This is a genomic window from Klebsiella electrica, from assembly GCF_006711645.1.
Classification (GTDB): domain Bacteria; phylum Pseudomonadota; class Gammaproteobacteria; order Enterobacterales; family Enterobacteriaceae; genus Klebsiella; species Klebsiella electrica.
The window spans coordinates 2,145,152-2,160,084 of sequence record NZ_CP041247.1 but is presented as its reverse complement, the minus strand read 5'-3'; the positions used below and the strand labels follow the sequence as shown (position 1 = coordinate 2,160,084).

Genomic DNA, 14,933 nt, shown 5'->3' with positions numbered 1-14,933 from the left:
TAAATGGCGTCACACCGCGGTGCGCACCAAGGGTAGTAGTTCATCCATCTTCTTTTCAACCGCCTGATGCCCGGTAGCAATCGCCTCAGCGGCACGATGAAAATCAAGTGTGGATATTTGTGGGCAAAAAGGCTGCAGCAGGATATCGGGAGGATCGCCCGCCATACGATTGCGTTTCAGGCGATTTTCCAGCACCTGAATAGAGGTCGACATGATCTCCATTGCCGTTGGCGTCGCCGCGCGGCGGGAGGTCATTCCGCTCAGACGCGCGCGGATGCGCCCATGCCAGGAAAAATCTTTTTCTTCTTCAGGTTGAGGCTTTTCAATTGACCATAGATCCTGCTGCATCAGGTGCGCATCGTGCTGTAAGTCGACGGCAATCACGATATCCGCCCCCAGCGCGCGCGCCAGAGAAACCGGAACGGGGTTGACCACCGCGCCATCGACCAGCCAGTAACCATTATGCATAACGGGCGACATCAGGCCCGGCATACTGCAGGAGGCGCGCACGGCCTGGTGCAGATCGCCCTCGGTAAACCACAGTTCGCGACCGGTACTTAAATTAGTCGCAACGGCGGCAAAGCGACGGTCGCAGCGTTCAATTTCGGCGACGGGCAAAACCTGGCGAAACTGGTTGAATACGCGCTCACCGCGCAGCAGACCGCCGCGGCGCCAGGAAAGATCCATCAGCCGCAGCACGTCCCAGTTACTAAAAGAGGAGACCCATTTCTCAAGGACCGGAAGTCGATTGCAGGCAAAGGCAGCCCCTACCAGCGCGCCGATTGAACATCCAGCGACGATATCAATTTCAATACCCGCGCGCTGTAGTGCTTTAATCGTACCAATATGTGACCATCCGCGGGCAGCTCCCGCCCCTAACGCCAGACCAATTTTAAGCTTTCTCATTATTACCGATATACTTCCTTCCACTCCGGGCATGGCATCATTGCCACAGCTCAGTTAACATAAAACACTTTGGCGCCGATGCGCCGGGATTCTTTTTCCATGGAGGCCGTTTTGTCGCCATTATGCCCTTGCGGCAGCGCTCTGGAGTATAGCTCATGTTGTCAGCGATATCTGAGCGGTTCGCTGCCCGCACCGGATCCATCACAGCTGATGCGCTCCCGCTACAGCGCGTTTGTCATGAAGGATGCCGATTACCTGATAGCCACCTGGCACCCTTCCTGCCAGCCGCAGCACTTCCGGGCCGAGCTGGAAAAGGGGTTCGCAAAAACGCAATGGCAAGGCCTGACCGTATTTGCCGCCGATGAAGGCCGGCACTCCGACGAGGGGTTTGTCAGTTTTGTCGCGCGATATCACGACGATAACCGCCCCGGCGCGATTATTGAACGTTCCAGATTCTTAAAAGAAAATGGACGGTGGTATTATATCGACGGCACACGACCGCTGATTGGCCGTAACGACCCCTGCCCTTGCGGTTCAGGTAAAAAATTTAAAAAATGCTGCGGCCAGTAAAACTGGCGCCAGCAATAGCAAACACTACAGGATTTTCCCCGCGATGCATTCATTACAACGTAAAGTACTACGCACCATTTGCCCTGACCAGAAAGGACTCATCGCGCGTATCACGAATATTTGTTACAAGCACGAGCTGAATATCGTGCAGAATAACGAGTTTGTCGATCACCGTACCGGTCGCTTCTTTATGCGTACCGAACTGGAAGGTATTTTTAACGATGCCATTCTGCTCGCCGACCTTGATAGCGCGCTGCCGGAAGGCTCTATACGCGAACTGACGCCCGCCGGCCGCCGTCGGGTGGTCATCCTGGTCACCAAAGAAGCGCACTGTCTGGGCGATCTGCTGATGAAAGCCAACTATGGCGGCCTGGATGTTGAGATTGCGGCCGTCATCGGCAACCATGAAACGCTGCGCTCGCTGGTTGAACGTTTTGATATTCCCTTCCAGCTGGTCAGCCATGAAGGGCTGACGCGCGAAGAGCACGACAAGCAGATGGGCGACGCCATCGAATCCTACGCGCCGGATTATGTGGTGCTGGCGAAGTATATGCGCGTCCTGACGCCGGAATTCGTTTCCCGCTTCCCGAACCAGATTATCAATATTCATCACTCCTTCCTGCCAGCCTTTATTGGCGCCCGCCCTTATCATCAGGCTTACGAGCGCGGCGTGAAGATCATCGGCGCCACCGCCCACTACGTTAACGACAACCTGGATGAAGGCCCGATCATTATGCAGGATGTTATTCATGTCGATCACACCTATACGGCGGAAGATATGATGCGCGCGGGCCGCGATGTGGAAAAGAATGTGCTGAGCCGCGCGCTGTATCAGGTTCTGGCCCAGCGCGTGTTTGTTTACGGTAACCGAACGATTATTCTTTAATCGATAATGAAATTAACTGGTTAGCTTTGCGCCTTTACGTGTAAATTTCAGGCAACCAGTTTAATTTTATCAACGGAAAGCTTTACAGGGGCGCATCATTTGGTATGATGCGCCCCGCTTCCCCGGAAGGAAGCAGGCCAGTATTAAGCATGACCCCGTGGTGGGGTTCCCGAGCGGCCAAAGGGAGCAGACTGTAAATCTGCCGTCATCGACTTCGAAGGTTCGAATCCTTCCCCCACCACCATTATTCACCACAGCAACGTGGTAACCCCGGTAGGCCTTAGCGAGGTTTGCACTTATCGGGAAGGGTGAGTCGCGAAGCGATGAATAATCCTTCAATCACCATCAAAAGTATTACGCTCAAGTAGTTATACCCCTGGCGGGGTTCCCGAGCGGCCAAAGGGAGCAGACTGTAAATCTGCCGTCACTGACTTCGAAGGTTCGAATCCTTCCCCCGCCACCATCATCTCCCTGTAACATCTTCGTTATCCCCATCTCACTTGCAATATATTCTGCCCGTGCAGGGAAGGATGAGAAGCTTCGACCAGGTTCGATTCGAACAACGGTCGGGTAGCCCGGATAAGGCGTTTACGCCGCCATCCGGGGCGGTTACATCGGCGGCAGACGGCGGGTTACCGGCGAGCTTTTTACTATCGAAGTATTACACTGAGCATGCTCTGCCAGGCCATCCAGCAGGGTATCAAGCTGCGCAATATCCCGTACCACCAGGCGCATAACGAAGCAATCCTCACCCGTGACCTTGTCACATTCGATGCATTCTGGCATTGCCTGAATATATTTATCGACCTTCTGCAGTAAACCCGGCAGCGGTCTGACGCGAACCAGCGCCTGCAGGGTATACCCTAGCGCCGCAAGATTCACCCGGGCGCCATATCCCTGAATCACCCCGCGCTCTTCCAGACGCTTCACCCGCTCGGCGGTACTGGGTGACGTCAGCCCTACCCGCGCGCTCAACACCTTGAGCGAGATGCGCGCATCTTCTGCCAGACAGGCCAGAATAGCGCGGTCGATATTATCAATTAAGTGTTCCATTCGTTTTACCTGATAAATAAAAGCAATACTCGCCTTTTACCTTAGATCATGCATATCAACCTGTCAGCAGATTAACGACAATATCGGCATCATAACGGAGGTTGAAAAATGGCACATACCGTGACGGGCGTCTGGCAAATGAGCCTGGCGATGATCATTTCGGGTTCGATCGGCGTCTTTGTTTTACTCTCCGGCCTGCCGGTTATCGATGTGGTTTTCTGGCGTTGTCTGATTGGCGCCCTGACCTTACTGGGGTTTATCTATCTCAGCCGGCAGCCGTTCAGTCAGCTCACGCGCTTAACGCTGCTGCTGGCGATCCTCGGCGGCATCGCGCTGGTCATTAACTGGCTGCTGCTGTTCGCCGCTTACGCCCGCATTTCGATCGGTATGGCTACCGTGGTGTATAACACCCAGCCGTTTATGCTGGTATTGATGGGGATGCTGGCCGGCGAGCGGGTGGCGTTGGTTAAATGGGGCTGGTTAACATTGGCTTTTATCGGCGTGGTCATCCTGCTCTCCAGCGAGTTAATGCAGGCTCATGGCGGCCAGCTCGCTGCGGGTATTGCGCTGGCGCTTGGCGCCGCCTTTTTCTACGCCTTAACTGCGATGATCGCTCGCAAGCTACGTCCGCTTGCGCCTGAGCATATTGCCTTTATCCAGGTTATCGTCGGGACAATCATGCTGCTGCCGCTGGTCCACGCCCCCGATTTCACCGCCGCATTCCCCTGGCGCTACCTGTTGATTCTGGGCATCGTGCATACCGGCATGATGTACCAGTTGCTCTACAGTGCGATTCAGAAACTGCCGACGCCCATAACCGGTTCGCTCTCCTTTATCTATCCGCTTGTGGCGATGGGGGTCGATTATCTGGTCTTTCACCATGCGCTGGCACCGGTACAGTTGGCCGGAGGGCTGCTGATTCTGTTGGCGGCGGCGGGAAATAATCTCGGCTGGGGTGACGGACTGGCATCGGGCCACAAAAAACCCCGCCGCAGCGGGGTGTGATTCTGCCGGACAGGGCTATCAACGACGGGCGCGGACTATCTGATATCTGCGCGTCAGGTACTCTACCGGCACGCTCCAGATATGAACCAGGCGGGAGAACGGGAACAGCAGGAACAACGTCATCCCCAGCACCAGGTGCACGCGGAAAATAAAGGCGACGCCATCCAGGTGCGCGGATGCGCCGCCGCGGAACGTCACCACGGACTGTGCCCAGTTCACCAGCTTCATCATTTCGCTGCCGTCCATATGCTGTGCCGAAAACGGAATGGTCAGCAGGCCCAGCGCACACTGGAGAATCAGCACCGAGAGTACCAGAATATCCGCCCCGGTCGTGGTTGCGCGTACGCGCGGGCTGAACAGCCGGCGTTTAAGCAGCAGCAGACCTCCCACCAGCGTCATCACGCCGCAAGCGCCACCGGCAAGCATCGCCATTTTCTGTTTCACGGAAATCGGTAGCCACGCTTCATACATCCAGTGCGGCGTCAGCATCCCAAGGAAGTGCCCGGCGAAAATCCCGAGGATCCCGATGTGGAACAGGTTAGACGCCAGATTCATCCCTTTGCGATCCAGCATCTGACTGGAGGCGGCGCGCCAGGTGTACTGTCCGTAATCGTAGCGCAGCCAGCTGCCTGCCAGGAACACCGCTCCGGCAATGTACGGATAGATGTCAAAGAAGAACATATTCAGGAAGTGCATTATTGCTGTCCTCCGTTAGAGATATTCAAATATTGCGGGGCCACGGCTCCGGCAAAACGACGCTGGTGAGCGGCGATGTCGGACTCACCGCAGCCTTGATCGGCAAAGAATTTCACCTGCTCCTCTTCCCAGACCGCATCCAGCGCCTGCGGCGTATCGTCGCGCGCTTCATCGGCGATTTTTTCCGCAACTTTCGCTTCATCTAGCGCGCTGTTCGCCAGCTTCAGCAGCGGTGCAAACAGAACGGCATAGCGGCTTTCACGCTGTTGCAGACGCGCGCAAAGCAACGCCAGAATCGGCGCAATATCCTGCAGACCGCCGATGGCTTCACACTCCGGCAGCTGCGCCAGATATTCCAGATACAGCGGCAGGTGATCGGGCAGCTCGCGGCTGTCGAGCACCAGACCGTGCTGCTCATACTGATTCAGCAGATCAACCATCGCCTGCCCGCGGTCGCGAGATTCGCCGTGCACGTGTTCGAACAGCAGCAGCGAGGTGGCGCGCCCCCGGTCAAACAGCTCGCTGTAGGCGGCCTGCGCATCCAGCAGATCCTGCGCGGTTAAATCACGCAGGAAGACGCCCAGGGCCCGGGCATCCGCCTCCAGTTTTTCTGACGAAGCCAGAACGTCGAAGAGTTCGTCCTGATGCTGCCATAAGTCCGCATCCGGGTACTCAAGCAGACGCGAAACAACCACGAGTTCGATCATGCGTGCGGCTCCGTTTTGCTGGTCACATCCACGGCATCAATGCGGCGGCTGTTGAACAGGTTGAAGGACGAATCAGACCCGTGGCAGCCATCACCGAAGCTAAAGCCACAGCCGCTTTTCTCCGGGAAGGCTTCGCGCGCCAGTTCACGATGGCTGCTCGGCACCACGAAACGGTCTTCGTAGTTGGCAATCGCCAGGTAACGGTACATTTCCTGCGCCTGCGCTTCGGTCAGGCCGACCTCTTCCAGCGCCCGGGTATCGATAACGCCATCGACGGTTTCGGTACGTTTGAAGTGGCGCATCGCCAGCATGCGTTTCAACGCCAGCAGAACCGGCTGGGTATCGCCTGCGGTCAGCAGGTTAGCCAGATACTGAACCGGGATGCGCAGGCTTTCTACGTCCGGCAGGATACCGTTGCTGCCCAGTTCGCCCGCATCGGCGGCGGACTGGATCGGCGACAGAGGCGGTACATACCAGACCATCGGCAGCGTGCGGTATTCCGGGTGCAGCGGCAGCGCCAGCTTCCAGTCCATCGCCATTTTATAGACCGGCGATTTCTGCGCCGCGTCAATCACGCTCAGCGGAATACCGTCTTTCTGCGCCTGCTCAATCACTTGCGGATCGTGCGGATCGAGGAACACGTCCAACTGACGCTGGTAGAGGTCTTTCTCGTTCTCGGTGCTGGCGGCCTGTTCAATCGCATCCGCGTCGTACAGCAGCACGCCAAGGTAACGGATACGCCCGACGCAGGTTTCGGAACAGACCGTCGGCTGACCCGATTCAATACGCGGGTAGCAGAAGATGCATTTCTCGGATTTGCCGCTCTTCCAGTTGAAGTAGATTTTTTTATACGGACAGCCGGTGATACACATCCGCCAGCCGCGGCACTTGTCCTGGTCGATCAGCACAATGCCGTCTTCTTCACGTTTGTAGATAGCGCCGCTCGGGCAGGTTGCCACGCACGCCGGGTTGAGACAGTGCTCGCACAGGCGCGGCAGATACATCATGAAGGTGTTTTCGAACTGGCCGTACATCGCTTTCTGCATGTTCTCGAAGTTTTTGTCTTGCGACAGCTTCGCGAATTCACCGCCCAGATCGTCTTCCCAGTTCGGACCTTTCTCGATCTTGTCCATTCGCTGACCGGTAATCAGCGAGCGTGGGCGCGCGATGGGCTGCGCCTTGCTGTCTGCCGGCGCGTTGTGCAGCGTCTGGTAGTCAAAATCAAACGGCTCGTAGTAATCGTCCAGACCCGGCAGATGCGGGTTAGCGAAGATTTTCCCCAGCAGCAGCGCTTTGTTACCCATGCGCGGCACCAGCTTACCGTTGATCTTACGGATCCAGCCGCCCTTCCATTTTTCCTGATCTTCCCAGTTGGTCGGGAAGCCGGTGCCCGGCTTGGTTTCAACGTTGTTGAACCACGCGTACTCGGTCCCTTCGCGGCTGGTCCAGACGTTTTTGCAGGTCACTGAGCAGGTATGACAGCCGATGCATTTATCGAGATTCAGCACCATGCCGACTTGTGAACGAATTTTCATTTTACGCTCTCCTGTACCTGGTCATTGCCTTCGCCATCCAGCCAGTTAATGTTCTTCATCTTACGGACTACCACAAACTCATCGCGGTTAGAGCCGACGGTGCCATAGTAGTTAAAGCCATATGCCAGGTGCGCATAGCCACCGATCATATGCGTTGGTTTCGGCGTAATACGCGTCACCGAGTTATGAATACCACCGCGCTGACCGGTAATTTCCGATCCCGGCAGGTTTACGATACGTTCCTGCGCGTGGTACATCATGGTCATCCCGGCCGGTACACGCTGGCTCACGACCGCCCTTGCGGTCAGTGCGCCGTTGTTGTTGAAAACTTCAATCCAGTCGTTGTCTTCAACTCCGATCTCTTTGGCATCCTCTTCGCTTATCCAGACAACCGGACCGCCGCGACCTAAGGTCAGCATCAGCAGGTTGTCGCTGTAGGTCGAGTGAATGCCCCATTTCTGGTGCGGCGTGAGGAAGTTCAGCGCCTTCTCCGGATTGCCGTTGGACTTCTCTCCCATCGCCGATTTCACCGAACGCGTGTCGATCGGCGGACGGTACACCAGCAGGCTTTCACCGAAGTCGCGCATCCACTGGTGATCCTGATACAGGGACTGACGACCAGAAAGCGTACGCCATGGGATCAGCTCATGAACGTTGGTATAACCGGCGTTATAGGAAACGTGCTCGTCCTCTAAACCAGACCAGGTCGGGCTGGAGATAATCTTGCGCGGCTGCGCCTGAATATCACGAAAGCGGATCTTCTCATCTTCTTTATTGAGCGCCAGATGGGTATGGTCGCGACCGGTAAATTCGCTGAGCGCCGCCCAGGCTTTCACCGCCACCTGACCATTGGTTTCCGGCGCCAGGGTGAGGATCATTTCTGCCGCGTCAATCGCCGTGTCCAGCATCGGCTGACCTTTCGCCGGGCCGTCCGCCTTGGTGTAGTTGAGCTTACGCAGCAGGTCCATTTCGCTCTGGGTGTTCCAGGCAATCCCTTTACCGCCGTTACCGATTTTCTCCATCAGCGGGCCGATAGAGGTGAAGCGTTCATAGGTTGCCGGGTAGTCGCGCTCGACCTGAATGATATGCGGCGCGGTTTTACCCGGAATCAGATCGCACTCGCCTTTTTTCCAGTCCTTCACCTCCAGCGGCTGCGCCAGTTCGGCAGCGGAATCATGCTGGATCGGTAGCGTCACCACGTCGGTTTCTTTACCGAGGTGGCCCACGCACACTTCGGAGAATGCCTTCGCGATGCCTTTATAGATTTCCCAGTCGCTTTTCGATTCCCATGCCGGATCAACGGCGGCAGACAGCGGGTGAATAAACGGATGCATATCCGAGGTATTCATGTCGTCTTTTTCATACCAGGTCGCGGTCGGCAGCACGATATCGGAGTACAGACAGGTGCTCGACAGACGGAAGTCCAGCGTCACCACCAGATCCAGTTTGCCGTCGAGGCCGTTATCCTGCCACTCCACCTCTTCCGGCTTCACGCCGCCCTGCTTGCCAAGATCCAGCCCCTGAATACCGTGCCCGGTACCCAGCAGGTACTTGAGCATGTACTCGTGGCCTTTACCGGAGGAGCCCAGCAGGTTGGAACGCCAGATAAACAGGTTGCGCGGATGGTTCTTGCCGTTTTCCGGCTGCTCCGCCGCAAAACGAATCGAGCCTTCTTTCAGGGATTTAACGGTGTAATCCACCGCGCTCAGGCCGGCTTTTTTCGCTGCGTCGGCAATGCGCAGCGGGTTGGTGCCCAGTTGAGGCGCCGACGGCAACCAGCCCATGCGTTCAGCACGGACGTTGAAGTCAATCAGATGGCCGCTGTAGCGCGATTTGTCCGCCAGCGGCGACAGCAGTTCCTGCGCGGTGACGCTTTCATAACGCCACTGGCTGGAGTGGTTATAGAAGTACGAGGTGCTGTTCATGTGACGCGCCGGACGCTGCCAGTCGAGCGCAAACGCCAGCGGTTGCCAGCCGGTCTGCGGACGCAGTTTTTCCTGGCCCACGTAGTGCGCCCAACCGCCGCCGCTCTGACCCACGCAGCCGCAGAACACCAGCATGTTGATCAGGCCACGATAGTTCATATCGAGGTGGTACCAGTGGTTCAGACCGGCCCCGACGATGATCATCGAACGACCGTGGGTCTTATCGGCGTTATCGGCAAATTCACGCGCGGTACGAATGATTTGCGCGCGGGAAACGCCGGTAATTTTTTCAGCCCACGCTGGCGTATACGCTTTAATATCATCGTAGCTGGTCGCGCAGTTTTCATCGTTGAGACCGCGATCCAGACCGTAGTTGGCCATGGTCAGGTCGTACACGGTAGTCACCAGCGCGGTGCGGCCATCCGCCAGCTGCAGGCGTTTTACCGGCAGCTTATGCAGCAGGATATTTTCCAGTTCGACGCTGGCAAAATGTTCGGTGCCGTCACCGCCAAAGTACGGGAAGCCCACCTGCGCGATGTCATCCTGGCTGCCGAGCAGGCTGAGCTGCAGTTCGGTCTCTTCGCCGGATTTACCGTCGCGCTGTTCCAGGTTCCACTTACCTTTTTCGCCCCAGCGGAAGCCGATGGAACCGTTTGGCGCCACCATGTCGCCGTCGCTATTCAGCGCCACGGTTTTCCACTCAGGGTTGTTTTCCTGGCCCAGGGAATCGACGAGGTCGGCCGCGCGCAGCATGCGGCCCGCAGCATAGTAGCCTTCACGTTCTTCGAGCATCACCAGCATCGGCATATCGCTGTAGCGGCGAACGTAGTCGGTGAAATACTGGCTCGGCTTATCGAGGTGGAATTCACGGAGCATGACGTGGCCCATCGCCAGCGCCATCGCCGCATCGGTGCCCTGCTTCGGCGCCAGCCACAGGTCGCACAGCTTGGCGATTTCGGCGTAGTCCGGGGTGATAGCCACGGTCTTGGTGCCTTTATAGCGAACTTCGGTGAAGAAGTGCGCATCCGGCGTACGGGTCTGCGGTACGTTGGAGCCCCAGGCGATAATGTAGCTGGAGTTATACCAGTCGGCTGACTCAGGGACGTCGGTCTGCTCGCCCCAGGTCTGCGGGGAGGCCGGTGGCAGGTCGCAGTACCAGTCATAGAAGCTCAGACAGGTGCCGCCAATCAGCGACAGATAGCGCGCGCCGGAGGCATAGGAGACCATCGACATCGCCGGAATGGGCGAGAAGCCCGCCACGCGGTCCGGGCCATAGGTTTTGACGGTGTAGACGTTAGAAGCCGCGATCAGCTCATTCACTTCCTGCCAGGAGGAACGGACGAAACCGCCGCGTCCACGCGCCTGTTTGAAGCTTTTGGCTTTATCGGCGTCTTCAATAATGGACGCCCAGGCATCTACCGGATCGGCATGCTGCACTTTCGCTTCGCGCCACATTTTCATCAGCCGTTTGCGCATCAGCGGATACTTCAGACGGTTGGCGCTGTAGAGATACCAGGAGTAGCTGGCGCCACGCGGGCAGCCGCGTGGTTCGTGGTTCGGCATATCCGGGCGAGTACGCGGATAGTCGGTCTGCTGGGTTTCCCAGGTGACGAGACCGTTTTTTACATAAATCTTCCAGCTGCATGAGCCGGTGCAGTTTACCCCGTGAGTGGAGCGCACAATTTTGTCATGCTGCCAGCGCTGGCGGTATCCATCCTCCCAGTCCCGGTTGGTTTTTAGAAACTGGCCATGCCCATCGGCAAAGGTTTCACCCTTCTGTTTGAAGTAGCGAAACCGGTCCAGGAATTTACTCATCGGGTTTCTCCTGTTTGGAGCCTGACGGCTCTCTGATAAATCGACATTGCTGGATTTGCAGCGAAGGTAACGCTATGAAAGAGGGAGAGAATTGATAACGATCAATGCGACAGGGCTTATAAATAGCCCCTCAGGCGGCAAATACCTCCGAAGTGGTAGCATTTTCTGTTTTTTATCTTTATGTTTTTTAAGGAATTTAATGAAAAACGAGCGATTATTGTACGCCTGTGGCGTGCGCCAGGGTATTAAGGGGTAGATACCCCTGTCGGCGGATTGGGCTCATTCCTGTCGGCATAAAAAAGGGCGCAATATACATTGCGCCCTGAGAGCAAACAGAGATGGCTTAAGACTTCTGTTTACGACCGTAAACCGCCCAGGTAATCAGGATGCAGGCGATATAGAAGACGAAAAAGATCTTCATAGCGCCAGCCGGAGAACCGGTCAGTTCCAGAGAAATACCAAACGCTTTCGGAATAAAGAAGCCACCGATAGCGCCGATGGCAGAGATAAAGCCCAGCGCTGCCGCCGTATCCGTTGCGGCTTCACGCATCGCCTGCTCTTCATTACCGCCCTGCGCTTTTACGCGTTCCATCGTCATTTTACGGAAGATAATCGAAATCATCTGGAAGGTAGAGGCGCTACCCAGCCCGGCGGTCAGGAACAGCACCATAAACACGCCGAAGAAGGCAATGAAGTTACCGCCGACACCCTCCGTCGGGAGCGTCAGGAACAGCAGTCCGCTGAAGACCGCCATCACCACAAAGTTCACCAGCGTCACGCGGGTACCGCCCAGGCGGTCAGAGACAGCCCCGCCCATCGAGCGCGCCAGCGCGCCGATAAACGGCCCGAAGAAGGCAAAGTGCAGAATCTGAACATCCGGGAACTGGGTTTTCGACAGCATCGCAAAGCCCGCCGAGAAGCCGATGAATGAACCAAACGTCGCCAGATAAAGCAGCGCCATAACCCACAGATGAGCGCGCTTAAGCACCGGCAGCTGCTCGCTCAACGAGGCCTTCGACGCCGACAGGTCGTTCATAAAGAACCACGCCGCCAGGGTGAAGATAATCAGGAACGGCACCCAGATCCACGCCGCGTTTTCCAGATACAGCAGCGAACCGTCCGGCTGCTCGCTGCCCGTCCCGCCAAAGACGGCGAAAATAGACAGCGAAACCACCAGCGGTGCAACCAGCTGCATCACGCTGACGCCCATATTGCCAAGGCCGCCGTTAATACCGAGGGCGCCGCCCTGCTTCTGTTTCGGGAAGAAGAAGCTGATGTTGGCCATGCTGGAAGCAAAGTTCGCCCCGGCAAAACCGCAAAGCAGAGAGATAATCACAAAGATGCTGAACGGCGTAGAGGTATCCTGCACCGCGAAGCCCAGCCATACGCAAGGGACTATCATGATCCCGGTACTGAAGGCGGTCCAGCGGCGGCCGCCAAACAGGGGAACCATAAAGGCGTAGGGCACGCGCAATAAAGCGCCGGACAGCGCCGGAAGCGCGGTCAACATAAACAGCTGGTCGGTCGAGAACTGGAAGCCAACCTTATTCAGATTGACCGCCACCGCGCTGAACAACATCCAGACGCAAAACGCCAGCAACAGACAGGGAACGGAGATCCACAAATTCCGGCTTGCAACACGGTGTCCGCGCTGCTGCCAGAACTCGGGATCTTCAGGACGCCAGTCGGTGATGACTGAAGTACTGGCCTTCTCCGGTAGGGAAGATTGACTCATAAATACCTCTGATTATTCATATATCCTGCCGCTACATTAGGGATTACAGAGGGCGGTAAGTTGATATAAATCAAAGGAAAAGTTGGCAGCAAATTGCTTAAAAAAAAACTATCACCCGAAGTGAGTAGTTATTTTCTACAAAAAAAGTGTGGTTTTTCACATGGCTGCCGGGTTTAAGCGATCGCCTGCCGTAAACCTACCCACCCCCGACAATTAAGGGGTAATCCCTTATAGGTATGGGTATACTCCATGGGATATCCGAGAATAGACGCCACTCCCGGATGGTTTGCCGGTCAGGAGCCATGCACTGTATGTTAAAACGTCTTTTTACCCCGCTTACGTTAGTGAATCAACTGGCGTTAATTGTGCTGCTATCGACGGCGATTGGCGTCGCGGGAATCGGTATCTCTGCCCGCCTGGTTCACGGCGTACAGGGCAGCGCGCACGCGATCAATAAAGCCGGTTCGCTGAGAATGCAAAGCTATCGTCTGCTGGCGGCAATCCCGCTCAACGCGGACGATAGCAAGCTGCTCGACGAGATGAATGCCACCGTCTTCAGCGAAGAACTGCAGAATGCCGCCCTCCGGGACGGCCAGAATAGCCAGCTTAAAGCGCTGCAGCAATACTGGCAGCTGGAGCTGGCACCGGGAATGGAGCACGCGCAGAATCAGGCGAGCGTCGCCGTCGATGTCGCCAGCTTTGTCGACCGGATAGACCACCTGGTCACCTCTTTTGATCATACCACCGAGCAGCGCATCCGCTACGTCGTCTGGCTGCAGCGGGTGATGGCCATCGGCATGGCGCTGCTGTTTCTGTTTACTATCGTCTGGCTACGGGCCCGTCTGCTGCGCCCGTGGAAACAGCTGCTGGACATGGCCCGGGCAGTCAGCCATCGCGATTTTACCCAACGCGTCCACATCAGCGGCCGCAATGAGATGGCCAGCCTCGGCATGGCGCTTAACAACATGTCAAAAGAGCTGGCGGAAAGCTATTCGGTGCTCGAACGACGGGTGCAGGAAAAAACCGCCGGGCTGGAGCAGAAAAATGAGATCCTCGCCTTTTTATGGCAGGCCAACCGTCGTCTGCACTCCAGCGCCCCGCTGTGTGAACGCATTTCACCGGTGCTCAACGGACTGCAGGGGCTGACGCTGCTACGCGATATTGAGGTGCGGGTATATGACTTCGAAGATGAGGACAATCATCAGGAATTCGTCTGTCACTCGGATATACAGTGCGATGACAAAGGCTGCTATTTATGCCCGCGCGATCTGCCGCCGCTGCCGGATGCCGGCGCCACATTGAAATGGCGGCTGTCCGATGCCCATAACCAGTACGGGATCCTGCTGGCGACGTTGCCCGTCGGACGTCACCTGAGCCACGATCAGCAGCAGCTGGTGGATACGCTAGTCGAGCAGCTGACCTCCACGCTGGCGCTCGACAGGCACCAGGAGCATCAGCAGCAGCTTATCGTAATGGAAGAACGCGCCACCATCGCCCGCGAACTACACGACTCCATCGCCCAGTCGCTCTCCTGTATGAAAATGCAGGTCAGCTGTTTGCAAATGCAGGGCGCAAACCTGCCGGAAGAGAGCCGTCAGCTGCTGGGCCAGATTCGCAATGAGCTGAATACGTCATGGGCACAGCTGCGTGAACTGCTGACAACCTTCCGCCTGCAATTAACCGAAGCAGGATTGCGCCCGGCGCTGGAGTCCAGCTGCCAGGAATACAGCGCCCATTTTGGCTTTACCGTCCAGCTTGATTACCAGCTGCCGCCGCGCTTTGTCCCGTCACATCAGGCCATTCACGTCCTGCAAATCGCGCGCGAGGCGCTGAGTAATGCGCTGAAACACGCCCAGGCGACCGAAGTTATCGTGACCGTCGCGCTGCGGGAAAACCAGGTACGGCTGGTGGTCGCAGACAACGGCCGCGGCGTCCCCGATCAGGCGGAACGCAGCAACCATTACGGCTTAATTATCATGCGGGATCGCGCCCAGAGTTTGCGCGGAGACTGTCAGGTTCGTCGCCGGGAAAACGGCGGTACCGAGGTGGTGGTCACTTTTATCCCGGAAAAATCGTTTTCAATCCAATAAGGAGAACCCT

At 56.7% G+C, this 14,933-nt stretch carries 11 protein-coding genes and 2 tRNA genes; 6 read left to right on the top strand and 7 right to left on the bottom strand.

Features of this window, described 5'->3' with window-relative positions; genetic code table 11:
- Positions 1-9: 9 nt before the first annotated feature.
- Entirely contained in the window at positions 10-906 is an 897-nt protein-coding gene (gene rssA / locus Electrica_RS10215) for a patatin-like phospholipase RssA (protein ID WP_141964412.1), read from the bottom strand.
- A gap of 111 nt (positions 907-1,017) precedes the next feature.
- Here rssA and Electrica_RS10210 point away from each other — a divergent pair, with 111 nt between their 5' ends.
- The 4 genes from Electrica_RS10210 to Electrica_RS10195 all read left to right on the top strand — a co-directional run bounded on the left by Electrica_RS10210 (position 1,018) and on the right by Electrica_RS10195 (position 2,825).
- On the top strand, positions 1,018-1,476 hold the full coding sequence (locus Electrica_RS10210) for a YchJ family protein (protein WP_131047889.1): 459 nt from the start codon (positions 1,018-1,020) through the stop codon (positions 1,474-1,476).
- 43 nt (positions 1,477-1,519) lie between these two features.
- Entirely contained in the window at positions 1,520-2,362 is an 843-nt protein-coding gene (purU, locus tag Electrica_RS10205; RefSeq protein WP_100682449.1) for a formyltetrahydrofolate deformylase, read from the top strand.
- A gap of 159 nt (positions 2,363-2,521) precedes the next feature.
- Positions 2,522-2,606, top strand: a tRNA-Tyr gene (locus tag Electrica_RS10200).
- 134 nt (positions 2,607-2,740) lie between these two features.
- A tRNA-Tyr gene (locus Electrica_RS10195) sits at positions 2,741-2,825 on the top strand.
- 146 nt (positions 2,826-2,971) lie between these two features.
- Here Electrica_RS10195 and Electrica_RS10190 read toward each other — a convergent pair.
- Positions 2,972-3,415, bottom strand: coding sequence for an Lrp/AsnC family transcriptional regulator (locus tag Electrica_RS10190; protein WP_004863438.1), 444 nt, complete (start codon positions 3,413-3,415; stop codon positions 2,972-2,974).
- A 108-nt stretch (positions 3,416-3,523) separates the two neighbouring features.
- Here Electrica_RS10190 and Electrica_RS10185 point away from each other — a divergent pair, with 108 nt between their 5' ends.
- Positions 3,524-4,420 (top strand): DMT family transporter, encoded by an 897-nt coding sequence (locus Electrica_RS10185; RefSeq protein ID WP_141964411.1) that lies wholly within the window; start codon positions 3,524-3,526, stop codon positions 4,418-4,420.
- Positions 4,421-4,438: 18 nt separating this feature from the next.
- On the opposite strand, the gene narI is transcribed toward Electrica_RS10185, so the two are convergent.
- From narI to Electrica_RS10160, 5 genes are all read right to left on the bottom strand, one after another.
- On the bottom strand, positions 4,439-5,116 hold the full coding sequence (gene narI / locus Electrica_RS10180; RefSeq protein WP_100682446.1) for a respiratory nitrate reductase subunit gamma: 678 nt from the start codon (positions 5,114-5,116) through the stop codon (positions 4,439-4,441).
- Positions 5,116-5,823, bottom strand: coding sequence for a nitrate reductase molybdenum cofactor assembly chaperone (narJ, locus tag Electrica_RS10175; RefSeq protein ID WP_141964410.1), 708 nt, complete (start codon positions 5,821-5,823; stop codon positions 5,116-5,118). Before narJ ends, narI begins: the two co-directional genes overlap by 1 nt.
- Positions 5,820-7,358 (bottom strand): nitrate reductase subunit beta, encoded by a 1,539-nt coding sequence (narH, locus tag Electrica_RS10170; protein WP_131047884.1) that lies wholly within the window; start codon positions 7,356-7,358, stop codon positions 5,820-5,822. Before narH ends, narJ begins: the two co-directional genes overlap by 4 nt.
- Positions 7,355-11,098: a nitrate reductase subunit alpha gene (locus Electrica_RS10165; RefSeq protein ID WP_141964409.1), complete on the bottom strand. Its 3,744-nt coding sequence runs from the start codon at positions 11,096-11,098 to the stop codon at positions 7,355-7,357. Before Electrica_RS10165 ends, narH begins: the two co-directional genes overlap by 4 nt.
- Positions 11,099-11,441: 343 nt before the next feature.
- A complete protein-coding gene (locus Electrica_RS10160; protein WP_141964408.1) occupies positions 11,442-12,833 on the bottom strand; it encodes a NarK family nitrate/nitrite MFS transporter in 1,392 nt (463 codons plus the stop codon).
- A 311-nt stretch (positions 12,834-13,144) separates the two neighbouring features.
- Here Electrica_RS10160 and narX point away from each other — a divergent pair, with 311 nt between their 5' ends.
- On the top strand, positions 13,145-14,923 hold the full coding sequence (gene narX, locus Electrica_RS10155) for a nitrate/nitrite two-component system sensor histidine kinase NarX (RefSeq protein ID WP_131047881.1): 1,779 nt from the start codon (positions 13,145-13,147) through the stop codon (positions 14,921-14,923).
- The last annotated feature ends 10 nt before the right edge of the window (positions 14,924-14,933 follow it).

Coding starts and splice junctions, on each gene's coding strand:
- Electrica_RS10190 (WP_004863438.1), bottom strand. CDS start 3,415: ATGGAACACTTAATTGATAATATCGACCGCGCTATTCTGGCCTGTCTG.
- narH (WP_131047884.1), bottom strand. CDS start 7,358: ATGAAAATTCGTTCACAAGTCGGCATGGTGCTGAATCTCGATAAATGC.
- Electrica_RS10160 (WP_141964408.1), bottom strand. CDS start 12,833: ATGAGTCAATCTTCCCTACCGGAGAAGGCCAGTACTTCAGTCATCACC.
- purU (WP_100682449.1), top strand. CDS start 1,520: ATGCATTCATTACAACGTAAAGTACTACGCACCATTTGCCCTGACCAG.
- narI (WP_100682446.1), bottom strand. CDS start 5,116: ATGCACTTCCTGAATATGTTCTTCTTTGACATCTATCCGTACATTGCC.
- narJ (WP_141964410.1), bottom strand. CDS start 5,823: ATGATCGAACTCGTGGTTGTTTCGCGTCTGCTTGAGTACCCGGATGCG.
- Electrica_RS10165 (WP_141964409.1), bottom strand. CDS start 11,098: ATGAGTAAATTCCTGGACCGGTTTCGCTACTTCAAACAGAAGGGTGAA.
- Electrica_RS10185 (WP_141964411.1), top strand. CDS start 3,524: ATGGCACATACCGTGACGGGCGTCTGGCAAATGAGCCTGGCGATGATC.
- narX (WP_131047881.1), top strand. CDS start 13,145: ATGTTAAAACGTCTTTTTACCCCGCTTACGTTAGTGAATCAACTGGCG.
- rssA (WP_141964412.1), bottom strand. CDS start 906: ATGAGAAAGCTTAAAATTGGTCTGGCGTTAGGGGCGGGAGCTGCCCGC.